At 37.7% G+C, this 24,168-nt stretch carries 22 protein-coding genes; 3 read left to right on the top strand and 19 right to left on the bottom strand.

All coding sequences use genetic code 11. The features are described 5' to 3' along the window. Positions 1–174: 174 nt before the first annotated feature. Positions 175–759 (top strand): CarD family transcriptional regulator, encoded by a 585-nt coding sequence (locus ACFINC_RS01525; protein ID WP_375608404.1) that lies wholly within the window; start codon positions 175–177, stop codon positions 757–759. A 2,276-nt stretch (positions 760–3,035) separates the two neighbouring features. Here the strand turns inward: ACFINC_RS01525 and ACFINC_RS01520 are convergent. Genes ACFINC_RS01520 through rpmF form a run of 4 tightly spaced genes read right to left on the bottom strand, consistent with a single transcriptional unit; the run spans position 3,036 to position 3,773 of the window. Beyond that, entirely contained in the window at positions 3,036–3,206 is a 171-nt protein-coding gene (locus tag ACFINC_RS01520) for a hypothetical protein (RefSeq protein WP_375615993.1), read from the bottom strand. Then, a complete protein-coding gene (locus ACFINC_RS01515) occupies positions 3,207–3,377 on the bottom strand; it encodes a hypothetical protein (protein ID WP_375615802.1) in 171 nt (56 codons plus the stop codon). It abuts the gene before it with no gap. Next, positions 3,378–3,548 (bottom strand): hypothetical protein, encoded by a 171-nt coding sequence (locus ACFINC_RS01510; protein ID WP_375615802.1) that lies wholly within the window; start codon positions 3,546–3,548, stop codon positions 3,378–3,380. Between the two features lie 45 nt (positions 3,549–3,593). After that, on the bottom strand, positions 3,594–3,773 hold the full coding sequence (gene rpmF / locus ACFINC_RS01505) for a 50S ribosomal protein L32 (RefSeq protein WP_005774555.1): 180 nt from the start codon (positions 3,771–3,773) through the stop codon (positions 3,594–3,596). Between the two features lie 405 nt (positions 3,774–4,178). On the opposite strand from rpmF, the gene ACFINC_RS01500 reads away from it, so the two are divergent. Continuing rightward, entirely contained in the window at positions 4,179–5,081 is a 903-nt protein-coding gene (locus ACFINC_RS01500) for a polyprenyl synthetase family protein (RefSeq protein ID WP_375615801.1), read from the top strand. Between the two features lie 406 nt (positions 5,082–5,487). Here the strand turns inward: ACFINC_RS01500 and ACFINC_RS01495 are convergent, their stop codons facing one another. The 8 genes from ACFINC_RS01495 to ispG all read right to left on the bottom strand — a co-directional run bounded on the left by ACFINC_RS01495 (position 5,488) and on the right by ispG (position 13,306). Further along, positions 5,488–5,667: a hypothetical protein gene (locus tag ACFINC_RS01495; RefSeq protein WP_375615800.1), complete on the bottom strand. Its 180-nt coding sequence runs from the start codon at positions 5,665–5,667 to the stop codon at positions 5,488–5,490. Positions 5,668–6,375: 708 nt separating this feature from the next. Next, entirely contained in the window at positions 6,376–6,744 is a 369-nt protein-coding gene (locus ACFINC_RS01490; protein WP_375615799.1) for a hypothetical protein, read from the bottom strand. A gap of 35 nt (positions 6,745–6,779) precedes the next feature. Continuing rightward, the gene (locus tag ACFINC_RS01485; RefSeq protein ID WP_375615798.1) at positions 6,780–7,379 is read right to left on the bottom strand and encodes a hypothetical protein; all 600 of its coding nucleotides are present in this window, start codon (positions 7,377–7,379) and stop codon (positions 6,780–6,782) included. Between the two features lie 809 nt (positions 7,380–8,188). Continuing rightward, a complete protein-coding gene (locus tag ACFINC_RS01480) occupies positions 8,189–9,340 on the bottom strand; it encodes an MFS transporter (RefSeq protein ID WP_375615797.1) in 1,152 nt (383 codons plus the stop codon). A gap of 338 nt (positions 9,341–9,678) precedes the next feature. Continuing rightward, complete coding sequence (locus ACFINC_RS01475) at positions 9,679–10,254, bottom strand: ThiF family adenylyltransferase (RefSeq protein WP_375615796.1); 576 nt, start codon at positions 10,252–10,254, stop codon at positions 9,679–9,681. Between the two features lie 459 nt (positions 10,255–10,713). Beyond that, positions 10,714–10,944 carry a hypothetical protein gene (locus tag ACFINC_RS01470; RefSeq protein ID WP_375615795.1) on the bottom strand — a complete coding sequence of 77 codons (231 nt, stop codon included), beginning with the start codon at positions 10,942–10,944 and terminating at the stop codon, positions 10,714–10,716. A 46-nt stretch (positions 10,945–10,990) separates the two neighbouring features. Further along, positions 10,991–11,200: an ATP-binding protein gene (locus ACFINC_RS01465; RefSeq protein WP_375615794.1), complete on the bottom strand. Its 210-nt coding sequence runs from the start codon at positions 11,198–11,200 to the stop codon at positions 10,991–10,993. A gap of 864 nt (positions 11,201–12,064) precedes the next feature. Then, positions 12,065–13,306 (bottom strand): flavodoxin-dependent (E)-4-hydroxy-3-methylbut-2-enyl-diphosphate synthase, encoded by a 1,242-nt coding sequence (gene ispG, locus ACFINC_RS01460; RefSeq protein WP_375615793.1) that lies wholly within the window; start codon positions 13,304–13,306, stop codon positions 12,065–12,067. Positions 13,307–14,422: 1,116 nt separating this feature from the next. Here ispG and ACFINC_RS01455 point away from each other — a divergent pair. Further along, positions 14,423–14,707, top strand: coding sequence for a hypothetical protein (locus ACFINC_RS01455; RefSeq protein WP_375615792.1), 285 nt, complete (start codon positions 14,423–14,425; stop codon positions 14,705–14,707). Between the two features lie 707 nt (positions 14,708–15,414). On the opposite strand, the gene ACFINC_RS01450 is transcribed toward ACFINC_RS01455, so the two are convergent. The 7 genes from ACFINC_RS01450 to atpH all read right to left on the bottom strand — a co-directional run bounded on the left by ACFINC_RS01450 (position 15,415) and on the right by atpH (position 23,324). After that, the gene (locus tag ACFINC_RS01450) at positions 15,415–16,422 is read right to left on the bottom strand and encodes an HlyD family secretion protein (protein WP_375615791.1); all 1,008 of its coding nucleotides are present in this window, start codon (positions 16,420–16,422) and stop codon (positions 15,415–15,417) included. Positions 16,423–16,452: 30 nt separating this feature from the next. Next, on the bottom strand, positions 16,453–18,081 hold the full coding sequence (locus ACFINC_RS01445; protein ID WP_375606579.1) for an MFS transporter: 1,629 nt from the start codon (positions 18,079–18,081) through the stop codon (positions 16,453–16,455). A gap of 24 nt (positions 18,082–18,105) precedes the next feature. After that, a complete protein-coding gene (gene atpC, locus ACFINC_RS01440) occupies positions 18,106–18,522 on the bottom strand; it encodes an ATP synthase F1 subunit epsilon (RefSeq protein WP_375606580.1) in 417 nt (138 codons plus the stop codon). A gap of 108 nt (positions 18,523–18,630) precedes the next feature. Continuing rightward, positions 18,631–20,256 carry a F0F1 ATP synthase subunit beta gene (gene atpD, locus ACFINC_RS01435; protein ID WP_375615790.1) on the bottom strand — a complete coding sequence of 542 codons (1,626 nt, stop codon included), beginning with the start codon at positions 20,254–20,256 and terminating at the stop codon, positions 18,631–18,633. A gap of 19 nt (positions 20,257–20,275) precedes the next feature. Next, a complete protein-coding gene (locus ACFINC_RS01430) occupies positions 20,276–21,187 on the bottom strand; it encodes a F0F1 ATP synthase subunit gamma (protein ID WP_375615789.1) in 912 nt (303 codons plus the stop codon). 20 nt (positions 21,188–21,207) lie between these two features. Further along, positions 21,208–22,743, bottom strand: coding sequence for a F0F1 ATP synthase subunit alpha (gene atpA, locus ACFINC_RS01425; RefSeq protein WP_375615788.1), 1,536 nt, complete (start codon positions 22,741–22,743; stop codon positions 21,208–21,210). Continuing rightward, positions 22,743–23,324, bottom strand: coding sequence for an ATP synthase F1 subunit delta (atpH, locus tag ACFINC_RS01420; RefSeq protein ID WP_375615787.1), 582 nt, complete (start codon positions 23,322–23,324; stop codon positions 22,743–22,745). Before atpH ends, atpA begins: the two co-directional genes overlap by 1 nt. Positions 23,325–24,168: the final 844 nt, after the last annotated feature.

Genomic DNA, 24,168 nt, shown 5'->3' with positions numbered 1-24,168 from the left:
AAGTATTTTTCTTTACTTTTTGTAGTAAAGCGATGTATTTTCGTTGGATTTAAAAGTACGCGGCTTTTATGCTCACTTAATTGATACAATATACTTGGCTAAAGAAAACTCAACCCTCAGGTTTATAACCTGTTTTCCGATACATTTGTTGATCATAAGGGAGTAAACTAAAATATGGCATCCCAACATGGAACGTCCTCCAAGACTAAAGAATTTGCAACCTCTGAATATATCGTTTACCCTACGCATGGAGTAGGACAGATTATAGCGATTGAAGATCAAGAAGTTGCAGGACACAAATTAAAACTTTTTGTCATTCATTTTGCGAAAGATAAAATGGATGTCAAAGTCCCCATTGCAAAAGCCCTTTCTGTTGGAATGCGTAAATTATCTGCCGGTGATTCCGTTGAACGCGCCTTAAAAATCTTACATGGGAAAGCACGTGTTAAACGCACCATGTGGTCACGCCGTGCACAAGAATATGATGCTAAAATCAACTCAGGAGATCTTATTTGCATCGCCGAAGTGGTCCGTGATCTTTTCCGCTCTAACCTACAGCCTGAACAATCCTACTCTGAACGTCAACTTTATACTGCTGCTCTTGAAAGAATGGCCCGCGAAATTGCGGTTATTAATAGTATTTCTGAAACAGAAGCGATCAATCTCATAGAAATGCATCTCTCCAACAAGCCAAAACGTGAATTTAAAACTGAGAGAGAAGAAACAGATGAAGATAGCAAAGCTGTCTACGCTGCATAATACACTCCTTTCATCATAACGAAATATTTTGATAAAACCAGCAAAGAGCTGGTTTTATTTTTTGAGCATCCTTTGTCTCTTTAAGGATAAAGTTTTTTAATCAGCGCACCAATCCATAAACAGTCTAAAACTTGTCCGTAAGATCCACCTACTGCCTCCTCATTTTCTTATCCTTACAGATAAACATTGATTTATAACGATAAGTAGATATTGTTCATATTAAATTAGATCCTCAAATAACGTTGTTTGGGGTGGTATAACCCATGTAAGACTTGAAGCATGAGGTGTTTTTTATGAGAATATATGATCAATATTTAAGGCAATGGTTTTTGTCCATAGAGCTTATATTTGTGACATACATTTCTCAGTGAAAGAATGTGATCTTTGCCAATATCGCATTGACGAATAAAAATAATCCATTGTTTTGCGCTTTGAACGAAAAGCTTATCGTGGGATTGTCTCATTTCACATCTGTTCTATGTTGAATTAATTACAACCCATTTTCCTACACATTATAAGTGGGGATGACATGGAGGTAAAAACTATATAAGAAAACAAAAAATATCCGTAATGAACCATCTCAAGTGCCAAAAGCTTTAGGCAACATGGTGGCTGACAAATAGAGCATATAATGAAAGTGATAGCTTGCTCTTTTATAAAGCATAATGACGACAATACCCTATGAAGTTTATACACCTCACTAAAACTTTACCATTATACCATTCATAAGCGCCGTTATAAAATAGCTACAACAAACATTAAGAAATATTTCTAAAAAAAAACATGTGAATATACAACACAAGCATATTTTATCTTGATCGTTTTATTTTGCATGAGAAGCATACCCCTAGAACGTGATAAACAAAAGCGTGAAGCAATCTCCATTCTTTAAAAGACATCCCTTTAGATACTTTTGAAAGCTGTAAAGCTAAATTAAAAAATAACAATAAGAATGAACGTTGGCATTCACTCTTGCAACTTCATATTTTTCCAAAATAAGGCGATATTCTCATTATGCAGATTACACAAAAAGATAGATTCAATATTCTTACGCCAATCGGACACATAAAGTCTAAAACGAAATCATAAAGCCTTTAAGAGTCTCAATCTTTGTTTTGAACATACTGCTAAGAAGTGGATATTAATCCATAGAGAACAAAAAAGCACAAACTTTACAAGGTCAGCAATACCATAAAACCATTAACAAATCAGCTATGGATTGGAGCGCCATACCAACTTTGATAAAATATTTTGCGAAATCCCATGCATGACACATCTAATTATATGTTTTCTTATTTTTATAAGCTGTTCGTAATAAATCCTTTATATCCATAAAGATCAGAAAAATATATGAACAATTCTTCGCTTAAAATATAAAAAGAAAGCATGACATTCATAGAAAAATCTCATATGCCTTATCATCAGAAGGACTAAAGCTTATTGAATAAGTACATCCTCTATCTTGCAGCCATCTTCTTTTTTCTGCTTATAAGGGAGCACGCTGGCACTATCATACACTTAAGCCCCCAATATTGCAATTAAGCCTTGCATTTGAAAGCGTTTATTACAGATATTTTTTGCTTTCTTATATAGTTTTTACCTCCATGCCATCCCCACTTATAATGTGTAGGAAAATAGGTTGTAATTAATTCAACATAGAACAGATGTGAAATGAGACAATCTCACGATAAGCTTTTCATTCAAAGCGCAAAACAATGGATTATTTTTATTCGTCAATGCGATATTGGCAAAGATCACATTCTTTCACTGAGAAATGTATGTCACAAATATAAGCTCTATGGACAAAAACCATTGCCTTAAATATTGATCATATATTCTCATAAAAAACACCTCATGCTTCAAGTTTTACATGGGTTATAACCACCCCAAACAACGATTTTTTTCAGTCTAATAGGATTAAAAAACAAGTCCCCCTTACAATAATATATTAATAGAATTAAGAACGATACAAATGGAATATACAGTTTTATTATTATGACAACATTGATTATTTTTATTCTTGCCTTTTACCTTCTCCAGAAGAGAACTCTTTAAGAATCTTCTTAAGAAAATGATTCCACTACTAAAATAACTTATATCGATACCAATAAAAAGCTCTTCACTCAGTTATCATAAAAGAACTGTATACGAGCAATCCTTTATAACTTCTCAAAAAAACGAGAAAATCATCTCCAACAATGGAATCATTTTCTATGGAAAAATCTTAAACCCCACACACTCATCTTAAAGCGAAAACACACGCTTTGCCCACACATTCACCGACATATCAAAGGAAGCATAATCTTGAGAGATAAAAACACTAAAATCTTAATCCCTAAAACGGAACGCCCGCGATACATTCCTGTTTTTAAATCAATATGATGAGGGCGACGCAAGGGCGCCTCAACATCCATCTTAAAACGAAAACACACGCTTTGCCCACGCATTCACCGATATATCAAAGGAAGCATAACCTTGAGAGATAAAAACACTAAAATCTTAATCCCTAAAACGGAACGCCCACGATACATTCCCGTTTTTAAACCAATGCGATGAGGGCGACGCAAGGGCGCCTCAACATCCATCTTAAAACGAAAACACACGCTTTGCCCACGCATTCACCGATATATCAAAGGAAGCATAACCTTGAGAGATAAAAACACTAAAATCTTAATCCCTAAAACGGAACGCCCACGATACATTCCCGTTTTTAAACCAATGCGATGAGGGCGACGCAAGGGCGCCTCAACATCCATCTTAAAGCGAAAACACACGCTTTGCCCACGCATTCATCGATATATCAAAGGAAGCATAACCTTGAGAGATAAAAACACTCAATCCTTAACCACTAAAACGGAACGTCCACGATACATTCCCGTTTTTAAATCAATATGATGAGGGCGACGCAATTCACCAGAATTTTTATCCTCGATATAAGTCGGCGCCTTCAGAGCATCAGCCGAACGGCGCATGCCCCTCTTCGCTGGAGAGGTTTTTCGTTTAGGTACAGCCATAAAAAGACACTCCAAATCCATTAAAACAGAAAAAGCAATGTCAAAAATGACAATGCTTCAGTTAAAAACACCATAAAATTTGAAGAGGTTATACACTGATAAAAAAGAAGAGGCAATGTCAAAATGATCTTTCTTGTGCCAAAAATGATACAACAATGATTAAATAAATATCAAAAACACCGAAAGATTTGACCATTTTATACACAAATGAAAGCGTTTTCATAAAACTTTCATTCAATTTTTATTTGGATTTAAAAGGGATTTGCACATACAGTGGAAATATGAACCAAAAGAGAAATTGATTTTTTAATAAAAACCTATGCAAATTTATGAAAACGAGAAAAAGCAACAGGTTCTTTCTTTAAACTTTATAATTTCATTTTTGTAAAAACAAAGGAAGCAAGAATGCACGAATTTACCACCCTTCTTGCAAAACATGGACACACCGTTGAAAAGCGGCTTGATACCCTGTTAAGTGATCAAATCCAAAAGGGTGAAATTTCACGCCCTAAAAACTTAATCAAAGCCATGCGCTATGGTGTGCTGAACGGTGGAAAACGCTTGCGTCCTTTTCTTGTAATTCAAAGTGCTGCACTTTTTGATGTCCCTGTAGAACATTCTCTTGATGTTGCATGTGCCTTAGAATGTATTCATTGTTATTCGCTCATTCACGATGATCTTCCTGCTATGGATAACGATACACTTCGGCGCGGCAAACCCACCGTTCACATAGCATTTGATGAAGCAACAGCAATTCTCGCAGGCAACGCCCTTTTGACATTTGCCTTTGAAATCATTGCCCATAAAGCTAGTAATCTATCTACAGATATTAGAATCAAGCTGATCACGTCTCTTGCACAATCGGCAGGCTTTGGTGGTATGTTAGGTGGCCAAATGCTGGACCTTGAAGCTGAAAAAAGACCGCAAGAAAGTACTGACATCATCACTCTACAACACATGAAAACAGCAGCCTTGATAAGCTTTGCTTGCCAAGCAGGAGCCATTATCGGCAATGCTTCGAAAGAATTGACAGAAAAACTTGCTGCTTTTGGAACATACCTTGGTTTAGCATTTCAATTAACCGATGACCTTCTTGATGTCACCGCCAGCAGTGAAGTTCTAGGCAAAACCGCTGGGAAAGATGAAACGGCACATAAAGCTACTTTTATTCGCCTTTATGGCATTAAAGAAACACAAAAAAAACGCGATGAACTGATTACAAAAGCAGAAGCACTTTTACATCCTTTTGGCACCAAAGCAAAACCGCTCCAACAAGTCGCCCGCTTTAGTGCAACACGCAAAAATTAAACTTCACCCGCCCTATTGTACATAGTGTACACCTTCATCTTTGTTGAGTGCATAATAGATTTTTCAAAGAGACTTCAATATCGTAGGTCTGCATTATAGCTCCTATCATGAAATGGATGTGCCAAATATTGAGAGGTGTTTCATTAAAACAAGCGCGCGTGAATTGATAACACAAATACATTCTAGGCATCCTATTGTGCTTGAAAAACGCCCCCCTCATCAAAGAATGAAAGAAACAAAAACGGTAAAGCAATGCGTAATATCCACGCTTTAAAAGATATCGCCATGGATGCTTTAAAGCCGAATAAAAAACAACCGTAAAGAAAGAAACTGGTTTTTTCTTTTATATCTTTATCTTCTGACAATAAGGTAAAAAATAAACAGAATAAATATAAAACAGGGCATTTTATAAACCCGCAAAAGACAATAAAAATGCCGATTGGCTTTGTAGCCTTATCAAAATCATCTGTTGTTCATTGCCAACCGTAGAAGTACACTGCCCTCTCCGTATAGAGTCGTCATTTTTATGCCTTTTTACGCTATCTTGTCGTAAAAGATCAAATATGGCTACATTTTGTAAATTCACTCGTGTATTGCTTGCTCTTTAAAAACACTTTTACAAAAATGCTCGTTGTTTAGGTTCAGGTATCATTTTTTTGAAGTCTGTATTTCAGAAAAAATGAATATAATCGCTATTTCGGCTTTCATATCGCCCAAAGAACAAAGCTTCTTACCCCAATTTGCCCTGTAAACAGTCTGGATTCTTGTCGAGTAGATCCCACCTAACTTTCCACGCATGTGATTCACTTAAACTAAAGAATCGATATATTCACTACGCACTTTAAAAAAAATACTTAATGTATCAAGCAGGCTACCTTCAGCACACTTCAAATAACAGTGTTTTTACAGCATAACAGGGTAAATAAAGTCATCAGTTTCAATAACACGAAAGAGCAAAGCAGTATTATGACCGACATCTCTTTTCCTTCGCAAGGCAGCTACAAATAATCTATCGTTATTCATACTGAATTAGAACCCTAAATACCATAAAATTCCCTCATTTCAAATCTGTGTATGTTGAATCAATCAAAATCATCTTTTTGCACATCACAAACGGGGAAATCCGCGTGGATAAAAAATATTAAAAAAAGGAACTAAAAAAATACCTCTTCTGAATTGTCTCAAGAACCGAGAGCTTACCGCAATATTGAGGGGCTAGAAAAGTGAATGATAGCGTCGGTGCGCTTCTTCGAAAAGCAGAGATATTTTTACAAAAATGTGTAATAACTTCAATTTAATAATAATCATCGTGATTACTGTGCAACTTTAATTCATCACGCTCTTTATCTCGTTTATTCAATTCATCACATAAAAAAAGAATTGATAAGATTAAACAGAGCATGACCATTGCAACAGAAAGATAAAAAAAGTCCTTACTATTATATATAATAGAGCAATCTAATTTATGATAAGTAGTTTTTTCAACCCAAGTGCAAATTTCCTCCTTTAAGTGCAATTTTCTTATTAAGATGAAAAGCATCATTGTAAATGAACCTATGCCTGTTGCCAAAGCTGGAAAATATGTCCACCTTTTGAAGCCATAATGAACAAATATGCAACATGGATAAGAAAATGCCGCGATTATTAAGACTATTATAGCCATTTAATATCCTTCGAGAAAGTTTTGCCCATTCAATATCATTTATAAATTTCTCTTGATTGCATCATGTTATATATCGTGTGGAGCTCTCTGCAAAAACGTGCTATTTTTCTAGTATTTTCACTATAACCAGCGTTCATACTAGACACGAGGTCAATCATTTGTGTTGTAGAACTGATGCCATTTCCGCTTGAAGAATTAAGAAATTTTTTCGCGTAATCAATCATAGGGTCAGTAGAATTCATAGACATATTATAGGCCCAAATAAAATCGCTTTCTCTCCAATTATAATCATAACGCAAACTGCTTATGACATTGGGTAACATTGCCCATGACATCTCCTCATTATAATCACCACGCAATAAATTAACAAAGCGTCCACATAAAACAATCAGTATGTGACGATGCCATATAATATCAAATTTTGGCGCTATATTCTGATAGCCACGGCTATAGATGAAGTTTCTTGCTTGTTCTTGCTTTTGAAAATGTTCAAAAGCGCCGTAATTTTTACTGATATATTTTTCGTAAAGTCTATCGTACTGTTCTAGACTATCTACGCGCGTACATCCTAACAATACAAATACAGAAAAAAGAGTTATAAATGTTATAATAGGCGTTATAGATAACGATTTCATCGCTTTACCTTTTAATGACTGTAATTTGCAGGACTTAACAGATTTCTATTAAATATATCAATATGTGTTTATTTATTTTTGTTTATATCAAATTATACTTAATGGTATTATTGTGCTTAGTTTTATGATCTCTCAAAGAAGAAGATACCATTCAAAATCCGTACAAATAGGTTTTCTTTACTATCTGGAAGTATTTTCTAACGTCAGAACATGCAGAGTTCACTCTGCAACCAAAGAGAAAATACCCCAAATAAGAATGCAAGATGTAAGAAAACATCTCAATAAGATGACGTGTATTTTAAAAGAAGCAATGGTAAAATCCGTTCACTATACCAACACTAAAATCCGATCATCAGAGTATCAAAACGATCATGAGGGAATTCTTATGAGGACAGACTAGAATTGTCCTCCCGCTTATTAAACACTGCCTAGCAAGACATTTCCAAAAAAGACAAGCGAAAATAGGAAATTTGTTTATGTACTATCACCATTCCTTAACAAGCGTAAATAAGCGTATAATCCGGCACAATCATGTTCTTTATCTGCTTCTCATCTTGCCAACAACTCCTAGCGTTCAAGAATATTCATGAAAAGCCTTTTTACTTATTTTTTATGATTTTTACACCACGCCCACTTATAATGTACAAGAAACATGATTTTGATTAATATACATAGATTTGCAATAAGAAGAACGGACAATATTCAGCTTTCTCATTCAACATGAAAAACAATGATAAGACTTATAAATCAAAGCCTTGATCCACTATAATACCCGATGAAACATGCGTGATAATGATAAGTAAATATCCTTACTGAGCTTTTTTGAGATTTCCTTCTAAAAAAAATACTGCCAACAAGTAAATCAATAAATAAACAGAAAAAATATAAACAAGCGAGAAAAAGCCAAACATATCGACCATATACGCACTCATGTAAAAAAATACCAATAAGCTCAATCTTCCAACAGTTGACAAGAAGGATTCGTATGTAGCCCTAAAATGATCGCTAATATTATCATGCAAGACCACTTCTACACGAAGATAGGTGTACCTAATGAGATAAAAAGTCATACAGACTAAAATGACAGCAATTTCTTTTCTTGGTTCAAAAAAAGCGACTGTAAAAATCATGGAAACTGAAAGAAACAGCAACAAAACAAAATTTATTTTTTCGCTTAGTTTGGTAAAGAAAAAACTAGCCAAAAGCTGAGAGAGCAATATCAGCGAAAATGTCACACCAAGATCAAAATAAGTGACATTAATATGATAATCTTTAAATATCCACTGCCAATACTGCGAAAATATATTGGAAAAAATCAGTGAAAAATAAAAACATAGAGAAATATAAGGAACCTTAAAAAAAATAGACAACATCTCCCTAGCATCATAAATGAGAGAATTCACTTTACTGAGTTTTTTTTCTCCTTTTAAGTCATCAAGAAAAAACAAACCAAAGAGTGCTGTCATCAACATTAAAAACGCCGCGATATACCATATATATTGGCTTGAATAATCAGCAAAATATGCACCGATTAAACTGAATATAAACATGCCGATGTAATTATATTGAGAGCTCGCTCCCAGCACTTTTTTAGTGGATGTCAATTTTGCTTTTGCATATTGAACAAGTAAAGCATTATAAGCCCCCGCAATCAATGTCAACGACACTGCATTAAAAGTTTCTGCTAAAAGAAAACCGTAAAAGCTTGTAGAAATTCCCATGAGAAAAAGCCATATAGCGGCAAAAGCCGCTGCCAAAACAATCGATATTTTATAACTTTTTCGATCAGCAAAATATCCCAGAGGAATATCGGTAACCATCATAATAAAAGCCTGAAATGACTTAATGATCCCAATATCAATAAGTGTTAAGCCTTTTTCAAGCATATAAAAGACAATAAAGGCGCCTGTTAAAATTCTTATACCGTTAAATAAAAAGCCAAATGCTAATATACTGGTCATGCATTCCCCCAATAACACCCAAAAAGGCACCATATACATCATTTTATATCAATATAAAAAGCTTATATTTCACGACAAATAGGGCAATAACCGCTATAAGGATCTTCAGTCCTATCAATTTTATAGCTGGAAAAATTAATAAATAATGTTTTTTCTATAATTTGATATTTATCAAAATGCGTTAAATATTTTACTGTCTCAAAAGCAGCCCAAAAAACAGCAACAACATTTACGGATCTATCAAAGTATTCATATCGTTTTGCTTAATAGTCTTAACAAACTCAAACTCATGGATATCCTTCATATGATTCTGATTCACACATGCATAACATCTGCTTTTACCTAGAATAATAAAGCCAACCAACAACAGTATTGACCGTGGCCGAAGCAGCATATAACAGCGCACCACCCATATTAAAAGCAGCTTCGTTCATGAAATGAAAAAAAGCTGGCCTTGGATTATCTGCTGCACATATAACAAGATCAGCTCTTTCGAATAGACGGCATGCCTTTTCTATATTATCTATTTTTTCATCATAGAACTCATATTGAGTCGAAGGACTAATATATGGAGCTTTATCTCTAACAACATCAACCTTTTTACCTAAGTCACTATAATTATAGAGTATCTGTCTAGATAAATTTGATTCTTCGACAATATCAAAATCATAGCTTTTAATATGTCCTGCCCCCATAGCAGATAATGTATAAAAAACGTAGCTTCCACATCCACCCAAACCAACTATAGTTATCTTAGCATCTTTCAATTTGGAGTTAGCTAAAAGGGCATTGTCAAAATTACCTAATACATGCTTGAATAAGTTAATTTGCCTATCAAATCTATTATACTCGCTCTCACTAAGCCCAGCTTTTCTAACAGAATCCTCCTTCAAAAAGGGTGTTTCTATTATCAAGCATATATTTTGCTAAATACAAAAAATCTTCGCTTTCTGCAGTATCTAGGTTACATTTCAATATTATATCACCTATGGTATTCTCTGCATCAAAACACGCCAAAGCTTTTATAACATTCGGTGACGTACCACTCATATCAAGAGCTATAACATTTGTAGATCCGCCCCTATCAAAACCTCATCACCTTCTTGCCTCGCTGATATGGTATACGAATAAACATACTTGTTTTTATATAGCAAATTCATTTTCAAATCTCCCCCTAGCAAGCTGAAGATCTACATAACTCAACAAATCGTGCAAATCTCTTGTGTTATCAAAATTAAAATTATTGAAACAAAATTTACGCCCATGATACTCTTCAAGATATTTTATATGTAGCCTTATAGCATTCATTTTTTCATCTATTGAGAGCTCACCCAAGCTTATATGATGAAATCTACGAAAAAACGCCCCCTCCCTTAAATATGTGCTAATTCTGCAGAAGTGATCGCTATAATGAGCTTTAAATTCTGTTCCAGCATAAAAGGTTTGAATAAACCCATAGCACCAATACCTCCATCACTTCTGGTATTAGCGATTGAATGCTCTTCATCAATAAACAGAGCGACATTCTCATATGGAGATACAGTTTCTATTAAAGTTCCGATTTTTCGTTCAAACTCCCCCCGTAATCCTGTATCAGATATCACGCTTCCTAAATTAACCTCTAGTATGAAATATCCATTCAACATAGGCTTAAAACTGATTAAGCCTAAAAGCTAACTCACGCACAAAAGAAGTCTTTCCACATCCAGCAGGACCAGAAATAACGATACTTTTCTTATAAGCGCAAAACAAAGAAACTATCGCTGTTCTTATCATTTCTTCGCGACCAATATATGGAGATCTCTTTCCTAAACCAAGGACATTCAAATTGACTCTACTTTCTCTCATATCGCGAGCCAATAATAGCGCCTCTTCATTTTGTAAATAAATATTAGCCCCAACCGTAAATAGAAGGGGTCATACCCCCCTTCCAATATTTTTAATTATGATAATACAGAATCGCAAATCAAAGATTTTACTTTAGCAGATGTAGAAGAATAAGACTTGATCTTCGTTCCTAGTACAACTTTATATTATTTTAACCCCCTTGTTTAAAATAATATTCGGAAGAATAACCTCTCTTTATTTTAATTTGGCATTTATATTAAATTATGCCAATTAATAATTTGGGATAGTTTATTCAATTACAAAATTGCTCAAGCCATATTTTTTATAGTGTCTCAAATCTATAATATTTGTTCGAAACGGATTTTTATTTTTCGAAGATAAGTATCTCCAACCATCTGCACAGTTTATGATTTTTTGTACTTTTATGAACTTGCATAGAAGGCTGTTATAGCAATACAAAGCTTTTTTGAGATATTGAAGTATTTGAAAAAACAAGTGCAGACCCCCACAATCTTCAAGCAATAAAGCTTTTGTAAAAAAATTAAACACTAAAATTTGAAAGGAACTCAAATTACCCTATTAATTGGGAAAAATTCTAACAGCACGATCCAGCTTTTCATGGAAATTCATAAAATTGTTTGAGATAATGTCACGTTTAGTTTGCTATTGGATCTGTTAGAAGACAGTGTTATCAAGGAAACATGCTTGACAACAGTGAAGAAGAGCCGCAATTTATGAACGATCATCTTATTCCAACATGCAATCACGATGAAGACTGAATATTGATTTACAAGCAAAAGCAAAACCTTGAATAAAGAAAAAATGCAAAAACTATCATTGATAATGTTTTGAAGAAATAAACTTCAAGAATTTATTTCAACCCTGTCCAAAGCGTGTATGAATATAATCACTCAAAAGCGCTTCAAATTCTTCAGCAATGTAATCACCCCGCAAAGTTTTTACCTTTTGTCCCTCAATAAAAACAGGAGCCGCTGGACTTTCCCCCACTCCAGGCAAAGAGATTCCAATATCCGCATGTTTTGATTCTCCCGGTCCATTGACGATACATCCCATCACAGCCACCTTCAAACTTTCAACCCCAGGATATTTTTCACGCCAAACGGGCATATTTTTGTGTAAATCCGCTTCAATTTTTTGTGCCAATTGCTGAAATACTGTCGAGGTCGTGCGACCACATCCAGGACAAGCAGCAACAACAGGCAAAAATTGTCGAAACCCCATTACTTGCAAAAGTTCTTGTGCAACTTTAACTTCTCGTGTTCGATCACCACCAGGTTCAGGGGTTAATGAAATTCGTATCGTATCACCGATCCCTTGCTGTAATAAAATGCCCAAAGCCACCGAAGAAGCCACAACCCCCTTTGTTCCCATCCCTGCTTCTGTCAAACCCAAATGGAGTGCATAATCACAACGCTCTGCCAGGGCAATATAGACAGCAATAAGATCTTGGACATCACTCACTTTAGCAGAAAGAATAATTTTATCACGTCCCAATCCTAACTCTTCTGCTAAAGCAGCCGAAAGCAAAGCCGACTGAACAACAGTTTCCCGCATCACTTCAGCCACAGATAAGGGTTTTTCTTGCTGTGCATTTTCATCCATAAGTCGTGTTAACAACGCATTATCAAGAGAACCCCAATTCACACCAATGCGAATAGGTTTATGATACCGACAAGCAATCTCTATAATTTCCGCAAATTGGCGATCTTTTTTTGCACCAAAGCCAACATTTCCAGGATTGATGCGATATTTTGCAAGCGCCTCAGCACACGCAGGATGCTCTGATAAAAGCTTATGACCAATATAATGAAAATCCCCCACCAATGGGATAAAAAAACCTAACCTCTCCAATCGCTCCCGTATTTTTGGGACAGCAGCTGCTGCTTCATCGCGATCAACAGTAATCCGAACCAATTGAGACCCAGCTTGCCAAAGAGCAGAAACCTGCGCAACAGTTGCATCAACATCCGCTGTATCTGTATTGGTCATTGACTGGACAACAATCGGGCTCTCCCCCCCAACGATCACATCACCAACAGCAACACCAACAGACCGACGACGCTCAAGTGGTTTAGATAAAGGATAGGTCGTACTCATCAAGTCCTCAAATTTTTAAAACCTGCGCTATCAATCATCGTTTATATCGACTTCCTTCGCGCCTCAAAGGACGAAAATTATACCACCCACCAATCTTAACAGATTGCTCTCAAAAGATTTCACCTGCTAATCACTGAAGCAAATCAACCCATAGGGACTCTTCATTCTATAAACACACCAGATCCGTTTCACAATTCCTGTTCAAGTTTATACTTTTACACTTGGTTGCTCCAAAAAGAAACTGAAATCAAACAGAGATAATAGTGTATTTTAAGTTGCATGTTTATACTCTACATCAACATCATCGCAGAACAGTATTTTACAACACACTAGATAACGCTTATCAAAGCGCAATTTTAAAATATTCATGAAAGACACCGCCTAATGTTGCGACAGCCCTTGGCTCTTAAAGCGATTCATAAGAGGTATTTTTACTCCTTTCTTGTATAATTTCACACCATACACTCATCCTGCTTGTGATATACAAGAGAATGATTTTGATTAATTCAACATAAAACAGATTCAAAATGAGAGAATTTTACGATATTCGGAAGTCTAACTCAAATTGAGCAAAGCTAAATTGTCATTATAAATCAATATATTATACAATTAAGCCAACATGTTAATTTATAATAATTTATCTTTTTAAAAATTTGAATGGTAAACGCGAATATTATAAGATTCTTTCGTTTTAAATTTTCTTAATTGAATCAATCACCCCCACTCCCCTGACACCACAAGCGAACATGGAGATGCAAACTATAAATAAGGAATAAAGATTCTTTATAAACCGTTTCAAGGGATAAAAGCGATCCCAACACTTTAAACAAGCAAAAAAATGAAAATACCCGCTTACACCTTTAGAAACATAAGATAGTAGTGCTCAAGAATCTTACACCATTGTGCAAAAATTTTACCTTATATCCTTAACAAACGCCATCATGAAATGAATCCGAGCCCATTAAGAAATGCCTCATTAAACCAAAACTCTTAGTTTTCATTTCATCCACAAGCCACATAATCAATGCAACCTTTTAATTTTCAAGCCGTTATAGCAAGACCCCAAACACAATTCCAACGATCATGCAACAATTTAACATATGAAGGAGTCAATAAATGTGTCTATTTTCACCCCATAGAAAAAATGCTAAAATTAAAAAACGTATAGCACAATTAAAAAGAGAGCTGGTTCCCGTAAATCATTGGAGTTCTCAAAATGATAGCTTTGAAAACATTTCTGAGCTGTTTAACACATGGAAACAAAAAGGCCGTCACGCACTTTATCACCTCAATGAACATGCTACAGAATTAAAGAAAAAAGCGAAAGAAAATCCTAAAAAAACCTTCGCATTAGCAGCAGGAGTCGTTTTAGTAAGCTTCTTACTGATCCGTAAAAATTAACAACACAAGCAACAACTTCCCCTTTTAATGCCCGGACTCAAAGCGGGCATTTTTATCGTTTACAAAACACCACACCTTATGCCCTCTTCCTAACTTGAAACCTTCCCCCCCAAAAGGATAAGTTTTTCATCCGCCTCATCCATCTTTGCCCCCCTCCCCACACCTCAAAGGATGGAGATTCCTACCAGTCACTGGACTGTCAACAGTCCAGCATCTCTCGGCAGACTTCACCTGCTGACCATTTACGCGGTTCACTTTATAGGCGCGATAGACAAGCCCTGCATTAAATACTGATCACAATATCTAAAAAACTCTTAATATGTAAAGCTTGTCATGCCTTATATCACCGCTCTAAACAACGCTGTTTTACGGCATAACAGGATAATCCAACTTTTTATCTCGCAGACTCTCCCGCTGTCCACCCATGTGGTTCGTATCACCCCACTCAAAAGACAATGTTGCTAGAAACTACAGGCACAGCTTTCAATATTCCATCCCTCTACTACTGGGTTATTTCAAAAGAAATAGAAACGATTAAAAATGCATGCGCTTTAATGTTTTAAAAAGCATTATTTTACAGCATAACAAATAAGAACTTTAAGAGCTTTAAAAGATGTATCATAACAAACCAAACGAAATCTTCCAACGTGAATACCCACTTGCTATAAAAAAGTGGCATAAAAATTAAACTGAAAAAACCCAAAATTTTATCCTCCAGAATCGACCCGTTGCGAAGTATCTACATACGTAACCACGGACATCCCAGGGATGAGCTTTTCAATTCCTTCCTGCCCAGGATCTAAAGCAATCCGTACTGAAATACGTTGCGCAATTTTAATAAAATTACCAATAGTTGTATCTGTTTTTAACAATGAAAACTCTGAGCCTGTAGCAGGTGCAAAACGAACCACACGCCCTGTTAACTTTTTGTTGTTCAATGCATCAACAGAAAAAACAACTGGTTGTCCCACACGCATCTGAGAAAGCTGTGTTTCCTTATAGTTAGCAATAATCCAAATATCATCAGAAATAACAGAGACCAATTGCGTACCGGGCATAACATATTGCCCTACCCGCGCTCCAACTAATCCAATATAGCCTGTTCGAGGAGATAAAATCTTTGTATGATCAAGATTAAGTTTTGCTAACTCAACACTCACCTTTGCTCCCGCAATTTCTGACTGTAAACTTTGCCGTTCAAGATTTAATTGTTTTTGCAATTGTCGTTTTGTTTCCAATGCCGTCAAGAGTTGTGAAAAAGGACGAGAAACAGAACTTTCCGTATCACCAAAACCTAACTTTTTACTTTCGGGGATAACATTGGAGAATGCTCGTGAACGCGCCAATTCAACTTCTGCAGCATTAATTTCGCCCTGCAAAAGCTGTGCTTGCAATTCAATACTTGCTAGTTTTGCATTTTTTGAATCGAGAATAGCCTGTGCCCGTGCAAGCTGCTGACGAAAAAGAGAATCATCGAGCTCAAAGAGCAACATTCCCTTTTCAACGCGTTGATAATCTTGCACATAAATCCGTGCGATCACCCCAGAGATCTGTGAACTAACCAGCGTAACATTGCCCTTAATGGAAGCATTATCCGTTATTTGGATGTGACTCACAAAAGGAGGAAGTCTCCAAGCCCATAAAATCAGTAAAACACCCGTAATACCTGACAGGAATGCAATAATTGTAGCTTTTGATCGTAATGCTTTTATCATTTTTTGCACCCCTCTTTCTATGATATTACTCTACTTTTCTAATGCTCGCAAAGAGCATGACTTAACAATCATTGTGACAAGAAAAATAACGAATGCAATCATTGAAATATAAAAATAAAGCCTAAAAACGTCATCATAAGCAAAAATATTTGCTGTTAACTTAAATTTTTCTATCAACATAGAAGTACCCTGCTCACTCCCCAAGCCATTGGGAACAGAAACACCATAAGAAGGCGAAAACAAAGTATTCATCTCACCAGAAATAAGTGGATCAGTAACAACAATATTTTGTGTTAAAGACTCAAAGTTCTTATGGGCAAAATAAAACTGTAAGCTGCCAAAAAAAGCCGACCCCATCAATCCCCCTGTCACTTGCGTTAACAAAAAAACAGCAATAAAGCTTAAAACGTAACGCGGACCTCTCTCACCAGCGAGCACAAACCCTTTGAAAAGAGCAGGCGGCAAAAACAGTGCATAACTAAAACTCACCAATCCTTGGCTCAACATCATATCTTGCGGACGCGTTAAATGGTTTACACGACTATCTAAATAAGCTCCCAGCGCCAAACAACCCAAAGATAACAAATAAAAATAATCCTCACGCCCCGCTCGTAAAAAAAAGACGCAAACAGCTCCCCCTAACAAAATACCTAGTACCACAGCAAGATACATGGGCGCCATCTCACGATTAAGCAAACCAAAAAGATTAAAAAAGCCTACGGGCAAATTTGACCGCTCTAACAAGAAAACATGAAAGATAAATAAAATAAAAACAGATTGGACCATTTCCTTACTGAAAATCCACCGGAGATCAATCAACGGTTTTTCTCTATTAAGCTCAATAATAATAGCAATAGCCAATGAGAAAATGGCAAGTGCGAGCCCCCAACCAATCCATGGTGCTTCATACCACCAATACAATATGCCAACAGACATAATCACGGCATTTAATCCAAGACCAAGAGCAATCAAACCATAGCTTATCCAATCTAACTTTTGAATCACCTTACTGCGAACAACAGGCGTTAGGGGCAAAGTATAGATACAAACCAAGCTGATGAGAACCAATCCCATTTCCAGCGCGGAAAGACTGGAAAAACCACCATGTTCCAGCAAATCAGGAGAAATCAAACGTGATAAAGGTGCCGCTAAAGCAGCATTCATATAATTCAAGCTAAGACCAATAGTAAACTTCTTTGCTGGAGCAAAAGCCTCCATCATATAAAGCAGAGCAAGCGAAGCCAAAGGTGCAGCAGCAATCCCAGCGAAAAAGCGAATAATCAATGCAGAACGCAAATCCGTAACAAAGAGCTGTAAAACACAAACCAAAACGAAGCCAAGGATTGATAATTCAGCAAAAGCGCGCAACCCAAATTGATAGCGAATTTTGATCAACATAATCGCTATACTTACATTTGGCGCCATATAGGCCGCTACCAACCATGTTGTCTCGGTCAAAGTTGCGTGAAAATCACCGGTCAGATGGACAATGTTAGACTGAACAATATTAGCCCCTAAACCATAAGCCCATTGCAAAATAAGAGAAGCCAGAATATAAACAAAGCACTTTGGCAAAGGCCCTGCAAAAACACGACCAGGACGAGGAAAAGGTTTTCCGCTTCTTTTAGCAGACACAACCGTACTCTTTTTCCCGCTCATGTCACCTTTTCCTGTCTACCCTTGCTACGCCTCTATCAACGAAGAACCATCAGCTGACAATTGCTGGAAAAAAGCCTCTATTTTATGTTTATCCTCATCACTTGCTCCCCCCTTTAACGTCGCTTGAACTTGCAAAATCTGCTGTTCTAATACATCAAAAGAAAGATGCTCTACAGCCACAACATGCTCTACCAATAAAGAGCAGCCTGAAAAGGTAATATTTGCAACACCTCCACATACAGCAAATAATTTCTCACCTAAAGAAGTGCGAACACGAACACTGCCCAACACAATACTTGCCACCAATGGCGCATGATGCGCCATAACTGTTAAAGAACCTGAGGCTGAAGGAAGAACAACAGACACGACCTGATCTGAAAACACAATTTTTTCAGGCGATACAAGCTCAAACAAAAAATGCTCTTCTCTATTGTTTTCCACAAAAGTCTCCACAATACCCGATATAAGGACTTTCCGTTTTTTTCAACGACTCGTCCTTTTTAACGACAAATATTCATGACAGTTTTCTCCTTAATAAGAAATTTCCTACTAAGAAGCCTCTGCCATAAGACGCTTTCCTTTTTCAAGTGCTTCATCAATCGAACCAACCATATAAAAAGCAGCTTCTGGCAAATCATCATAATCGCCAGCACAAAGACCTTTAAAACCTTTGATTGTCTCTTCTAAAGGGACGAGTTTTCCCGGTGAACCAGTAAAGGCTTCCGCCACATGGAAAGGTTGCGAAAGGAAACGTTCAATTTTACGTGCCCGTCCCACCAGCAATTTGTCGTCTTCAGAAAGTTCATCCATTCCAAGAATAGCAATAATATCCTGAAGTGCCCTATAACGTTGTAAAATAGTTTGCACTTGACAAGCAACAGTGTAATGCTCTTCCCCCACAATCAATGGATCCAACATACGCGAGAAAGAGTCAAGCGGATCAACCGCTGGATAGATTCCCTTTTCAGCAATAGAGCGTGAAAGAACTGTCGTTGCATCCAAATGGGCAAAAGACGTTGCCGGTGCTGGATCTGTCAAGTCATCTGCAGGAACATAAATCGCTTGAACAGAGGTAATAGAGCCTGTTTTTGTACTGGTAATACGTTCTTGCAACGCCCCCATATCTGTTGCCAAAGTTGGCTGATACCCCACAGCAGAAGGAATACGCCCTAAAAGAGCAGACACCTCAGCTCCTGCTTGCGTGAAACGGAAAATATTATCCACAAAGAAGAGAACATCTTGTCCTTCATCACGGAAACTTTCCGCAATTGTCAATCCTGAAAGAGCCACACGCGCACGTGCTCCTGGTGGTTCATTCATTTGCCCGTAAACAAGCGCACATTTTGACCCTTCCGTTGAACCATTATTCTCTTTTGGATTCACATTCACGCGACTCTCGATCATTTCATAATAAAGGTCATTTCCCTCACGTGTACGTTCTCCCACACCAGCAAATACGGAATAACCACCGTGTGCCTTTGCAATATTGTTTATAAGTTCCATAATGAGAACAGTTTTTCCAACACCAGCACCACCAAACAAGCCAATTTTACCTCCTTTAGAATAAGGAGCTAACAAATCCACAACTTTAATACCAGTGACGAGAATTTCTGAAACCGTTGATTGTTCAACATATTCAGGCGCCTCTTGGTGAATAGAACGCGTTTTAGTTGCAGGAATTGGTCCCACATTATCCACCGGCTCTCCAATCACATTCATAATACGTCCCAATGTCGCTTCTCCTACAGGAACGCTAATTTGCGTTCCTGTATCCACAACCTTTTGGCCCCGCATCAGACCATCAGTTGTATCCATAGCAATCGTACGCACAGTATTTTCACCCAAATGCTGAGCAACTTCCAACACCAAACGATTGCCTAAATTCTCTGTTTCCAAAGCATTGAGAATATTTGGCAATGCGCCTTCAAATTGCACATCAACGACAGCACCAATAACCTGCTTGATCTCACCAACAGCGCCTTTTGCACGCTCTTCTTTTTTTGCGGATATATCTTTTTTTACAGGCGTATCTTTAGCCGCACTACGCGCAGATGCAGACGAAGCCTTGACACCCGCTTGAGATTTCGAAGCGGCTTTTTTCACGCCGGAACGATCAACTGGTTTCTTTTTTTCACCTTTTTCTGTTCCTTTGCTTGAGGTTACTGCTTTTACCATCAATCCTTACCTTTTCCATTTAAAGCGCTTCAGCGCCCGCAATAATTTCGATCAATTCTGTCGTAATCTGTGCCTGACGCTGACGATTATAAGCCACCGTCAATTTATTAATCATTTCACCTGCATTGCGCGATGCATTGTCCATAGCTGTCATTTTTGCGCCCATTTCACCAGCAACATTTTCCAACAAAGCCCGAAAGATTTGCACCGAAAGATTGCGTGGCACAAGCGCCTCTAAAAGAGAAGCAGCATCAGGTTCATACTCATAAACAATTGATTGTGAACCTTTGCTATGATCGGTTTGCTCCACAACATCTATTGCCTCAACAACTGCTTTTGGAGCAATCATTGGAATCAAGCCAAAAGCTGTCGGACGCTGATTAATTACGGAAACAAATTCAGAATAAAACAGCGTACAGACATCGAAAGCGCCATCATTGAATAAATCAACAATCCGTTGACTAATCATCACCGCCTCTGCAAAACCAATTCGCTTTACAGCATGCAAATCGATGTGATCAATTATCAAACCTTTGTAATCACGCGATAAAATATCCGCACCTTTTTTTCCCACGGTAATAATTTTCACTATTTTACCAACTGCCAATAGTGCTTTAATTTGTTCACGTGCACGACGAGCGATTTGCACATTAAAAGCACCACACAAACCGCGCTCAGCAGTACACACCACCAAGAGATGCACATCATCTCGCCCCGTACCACGCATAAGAGCAGGCGCATCAACACCATCCACATCAGCAGCAACACTGGTTAAAATATCAGCCATCCTCTTCGCATAAGGACGCGCAGACTGTGCTGCCTCTTGCGCACGGTGCAACCTTGCTGCTGCAACCATCTGCATAGCTTTGGTAATCTTTTGTGTTGCTTTAACCGAAGCGATACGGTCTCTAAGATCTTTTAGTGAAGCCATTCAAGCGTTCCATCAATTCATCACGAGAAATTTTTCGCATAAGTGTTAAGAACCGTCATCAACTTATCTTTCAGCTCATCTGTTAACTGCTTTTGCTCCGCAATTGCCTTTAAGAGATCTTGATAATCACTCCGCAAAAGCACCAAAAGTCCCTGCTCAAACCGTGCAACATCAGAAACCGCCAAAGCATCAAGATAGCCATTCACACCCGCGAAAATAACCACCACCTGTTCTTCTGTTTTGAGTGGAGAAAATTGTGGCTGCTTTAAAAGCTCAGTCAAGCGTGCTCCTCGATTCAACAGACGCTGGGTTGACGCATCCAAATCAGAGCCAAACTGCGCAAAAGCTGCCATTTCACGATATTGCGCCAATTCACCTTTAATCGAGCCGGCAACCTGTTTCATCGCCTTAATTTGTGCAGCAGAACCAACACGCGACACAGAAAGACCAACATTTACAGCGGGACGAATTCCTTGATAAAACAAATTAGTCTCTAGAAAAATTTGCCCATCCGTAATCGAAATCACATTTGTAGGGATATAGGCGGAAACATCATTTGCTTGCGTTTCAATGACTGGCAAAGCTGTCAAAGACCCAGATCCATTTTCTGCATTCAACTTTGCAGCCCGCTCTAAAAGACGCGAATGAAGATAGAAAACATCTCCCGGATAAGCTTCACGACCTGGAGGACGACGTAACAAAAGAGACATTTGACGATAAGCCACCGCCTGTTTTGACAAGTCATCATAACCGATCAAAGCATGTTGCCCATTATCACGAAAATATTCGCCCATAGCACATCCGGCAAGAGGTGCAATAAATTGCAATGGCGCTGGATCAGAAGCGGTTGCCGCCACAATAATAGAATATTCCAGTGCTCCACGTTCTTCCAAAACTTTAACGAACTGCGCCACCGTCGAACGTTTTTGACCGATAGCGACATAAATACAATAAACTTTATCTTGCTCTCGTCCAGCGCCTTTTTCATGAAAAGGTTTTTGGTTTAAAAATGTATCGAGCAAAATTGCTGTTTTTCCTGTTTGGCGATCACCAATCACCAATTCACGCTGCCCCCGTCCAATAGGGATGAGTGCGTCAATCGCTTTCAATCCAGTCGACATCGGTTCATGGACAGACTGACGCGGAATAATTCCAGGAGCCTTAACATCAACACGACGACGCTCTGTTGCTTTAATGGCCCCCTTACCATCGATAGGGTTTCCCAACGCATCAACCACACGCCCAAGCAAAGCGGGGCCCACAGGAACATCGACGATAGCACCTAACCGCTTTACACAATCACCTTCACGAATATCACGATCTGAGCCAAAAATGACCACACCAACGTTATCAACTTCCAAATTGAGTGCCATACCACGCACACCGTTTGGAAAGGCGACCATTTCCCCTGCTTGGACATTATCCAAACCATAAACGCGAGCAATACCATCTCCCACAGAGAGAACCCAACCAATTTCTGAAACCTCAGCCTTTTGGTCAAAGTTTTTTATTTGCTCTTTTAGAATTTTTGAAATTTCAGATGGTCTAATATCCATCAGCTGACCTCTTTTTTCAATGCAAGCTTAAGCGAAGACAATTTTGTGAGAAGGGACGTATCAATTTGAGACGACCCCACACGAACGATTAATCCACCAAGAATTGTTGGATCCACAATGATGTGCAGCAAAACTTTTCCCCCGACGACACTTTCCAAAGCCTCACACAACTCTTGTCTTTGTTGAGAACTTAAAGGGCGCGCAGAAACAATTTGCGCAGTAACCTGCCTACGAGCGCGTGCAACACAACGCTGAAAAGCATGTAAAATACCAAATACGGCACTGAGCCTACGGTTTGCTGCAATAACGCGTAAAAAATTACCAATAACCTGCCCTGCGTTTTTATCAGCAAATTTGATGTTTGCACAAACAGATTGCATCACCTTCATTTGCTCTTTGACTGAAAAGAATGGACTAAGCACAAAGCGTTTTAAATCCTTATGCTCCAAAACAAGCAAAAGATCCTCTACTGCCTTTTCAACCTTTTCAACGTTTCCGGCTTCTTGAACGCAATCAAAAAGCGCTTGCGCATAGCGTTGATCTACCAACGGCAGCGGTATGAGAGAAAACGAATCCGACACGAAATACCGCCTCTTTCCCTTGAGCGACTCTCTGATAGTTATCAGATAAAATGAAACAGACACTCTCCATTTTAAGAATCTTCTTCTTAAAATCTAGAATAAAAACCACTTGGTTTCTAGCATAGACATAACTGACTCGCAACACCACAAATCGCTGCTTTTTAAAAATTTTAATAAAATATTCAAAATATTTTTGAAAAGCATTTTTTTTAGATATACAGGATGGCATCACAGTTTTTTTATGCCTCTTTTTGACATTCTCTGAGCGATTTTTTTCACTCTCTTTAATTTTACTCCCAATGCTCTTTCCACCCCCAAAAAACGGTTCCTCCTTAACATTAAAGATCACCCTCTTATCACCACAAGAGCTTTCGCGAGAAGCAATTATGCATTGCCTCACACTTTTGTTTATTGCGTTCTAGAATGGGATTACATCCCTCACGAGAACAGAACGCCATTGGGTTGCAATTTAACAGGCTTGTTTTAAAGAGACATCTCTCAAAGCTCCCAAGCCCATTTATGACAGTACCCATAAATGGTATAACAGTAAATCTATTGAGCCCCCATCTTTACGCTTATGAAGAAACAAGCTTTCTCCACACCACACACTTTGCCCGGTTCTCAATATTGCGACAGCCTTTGGCATTAGAGACGATTCATAAGAAGCACTTTTACTCCTTATCTTCTATAGTTTCACTCCACATACTCAATTCCCGCTTGTTATGTACAAGCGAATAATTTTGATTGATTTAACATACACAGGTTTGAAACGAGAGAAGCTTACGATATTCGAAACTCTCATTCAACATACAAAACAATGCATTATCCTTATAAACAAGGCTGC

This window comes from Bartonella sp. AP58NXGY (assembly GCF_042195785.1).
In the GTDB taxonomy this organism is placed as follows: Bacteria; Pseudomonadota; Alphaproteobacteria; order Rhizobiales; family Rhizobiaceae; genus Bartonella.
Note: the sequence above shows the minus strand (reverse complement) of the source record. Positions and strands in the feature narration are given on the sequence as shown.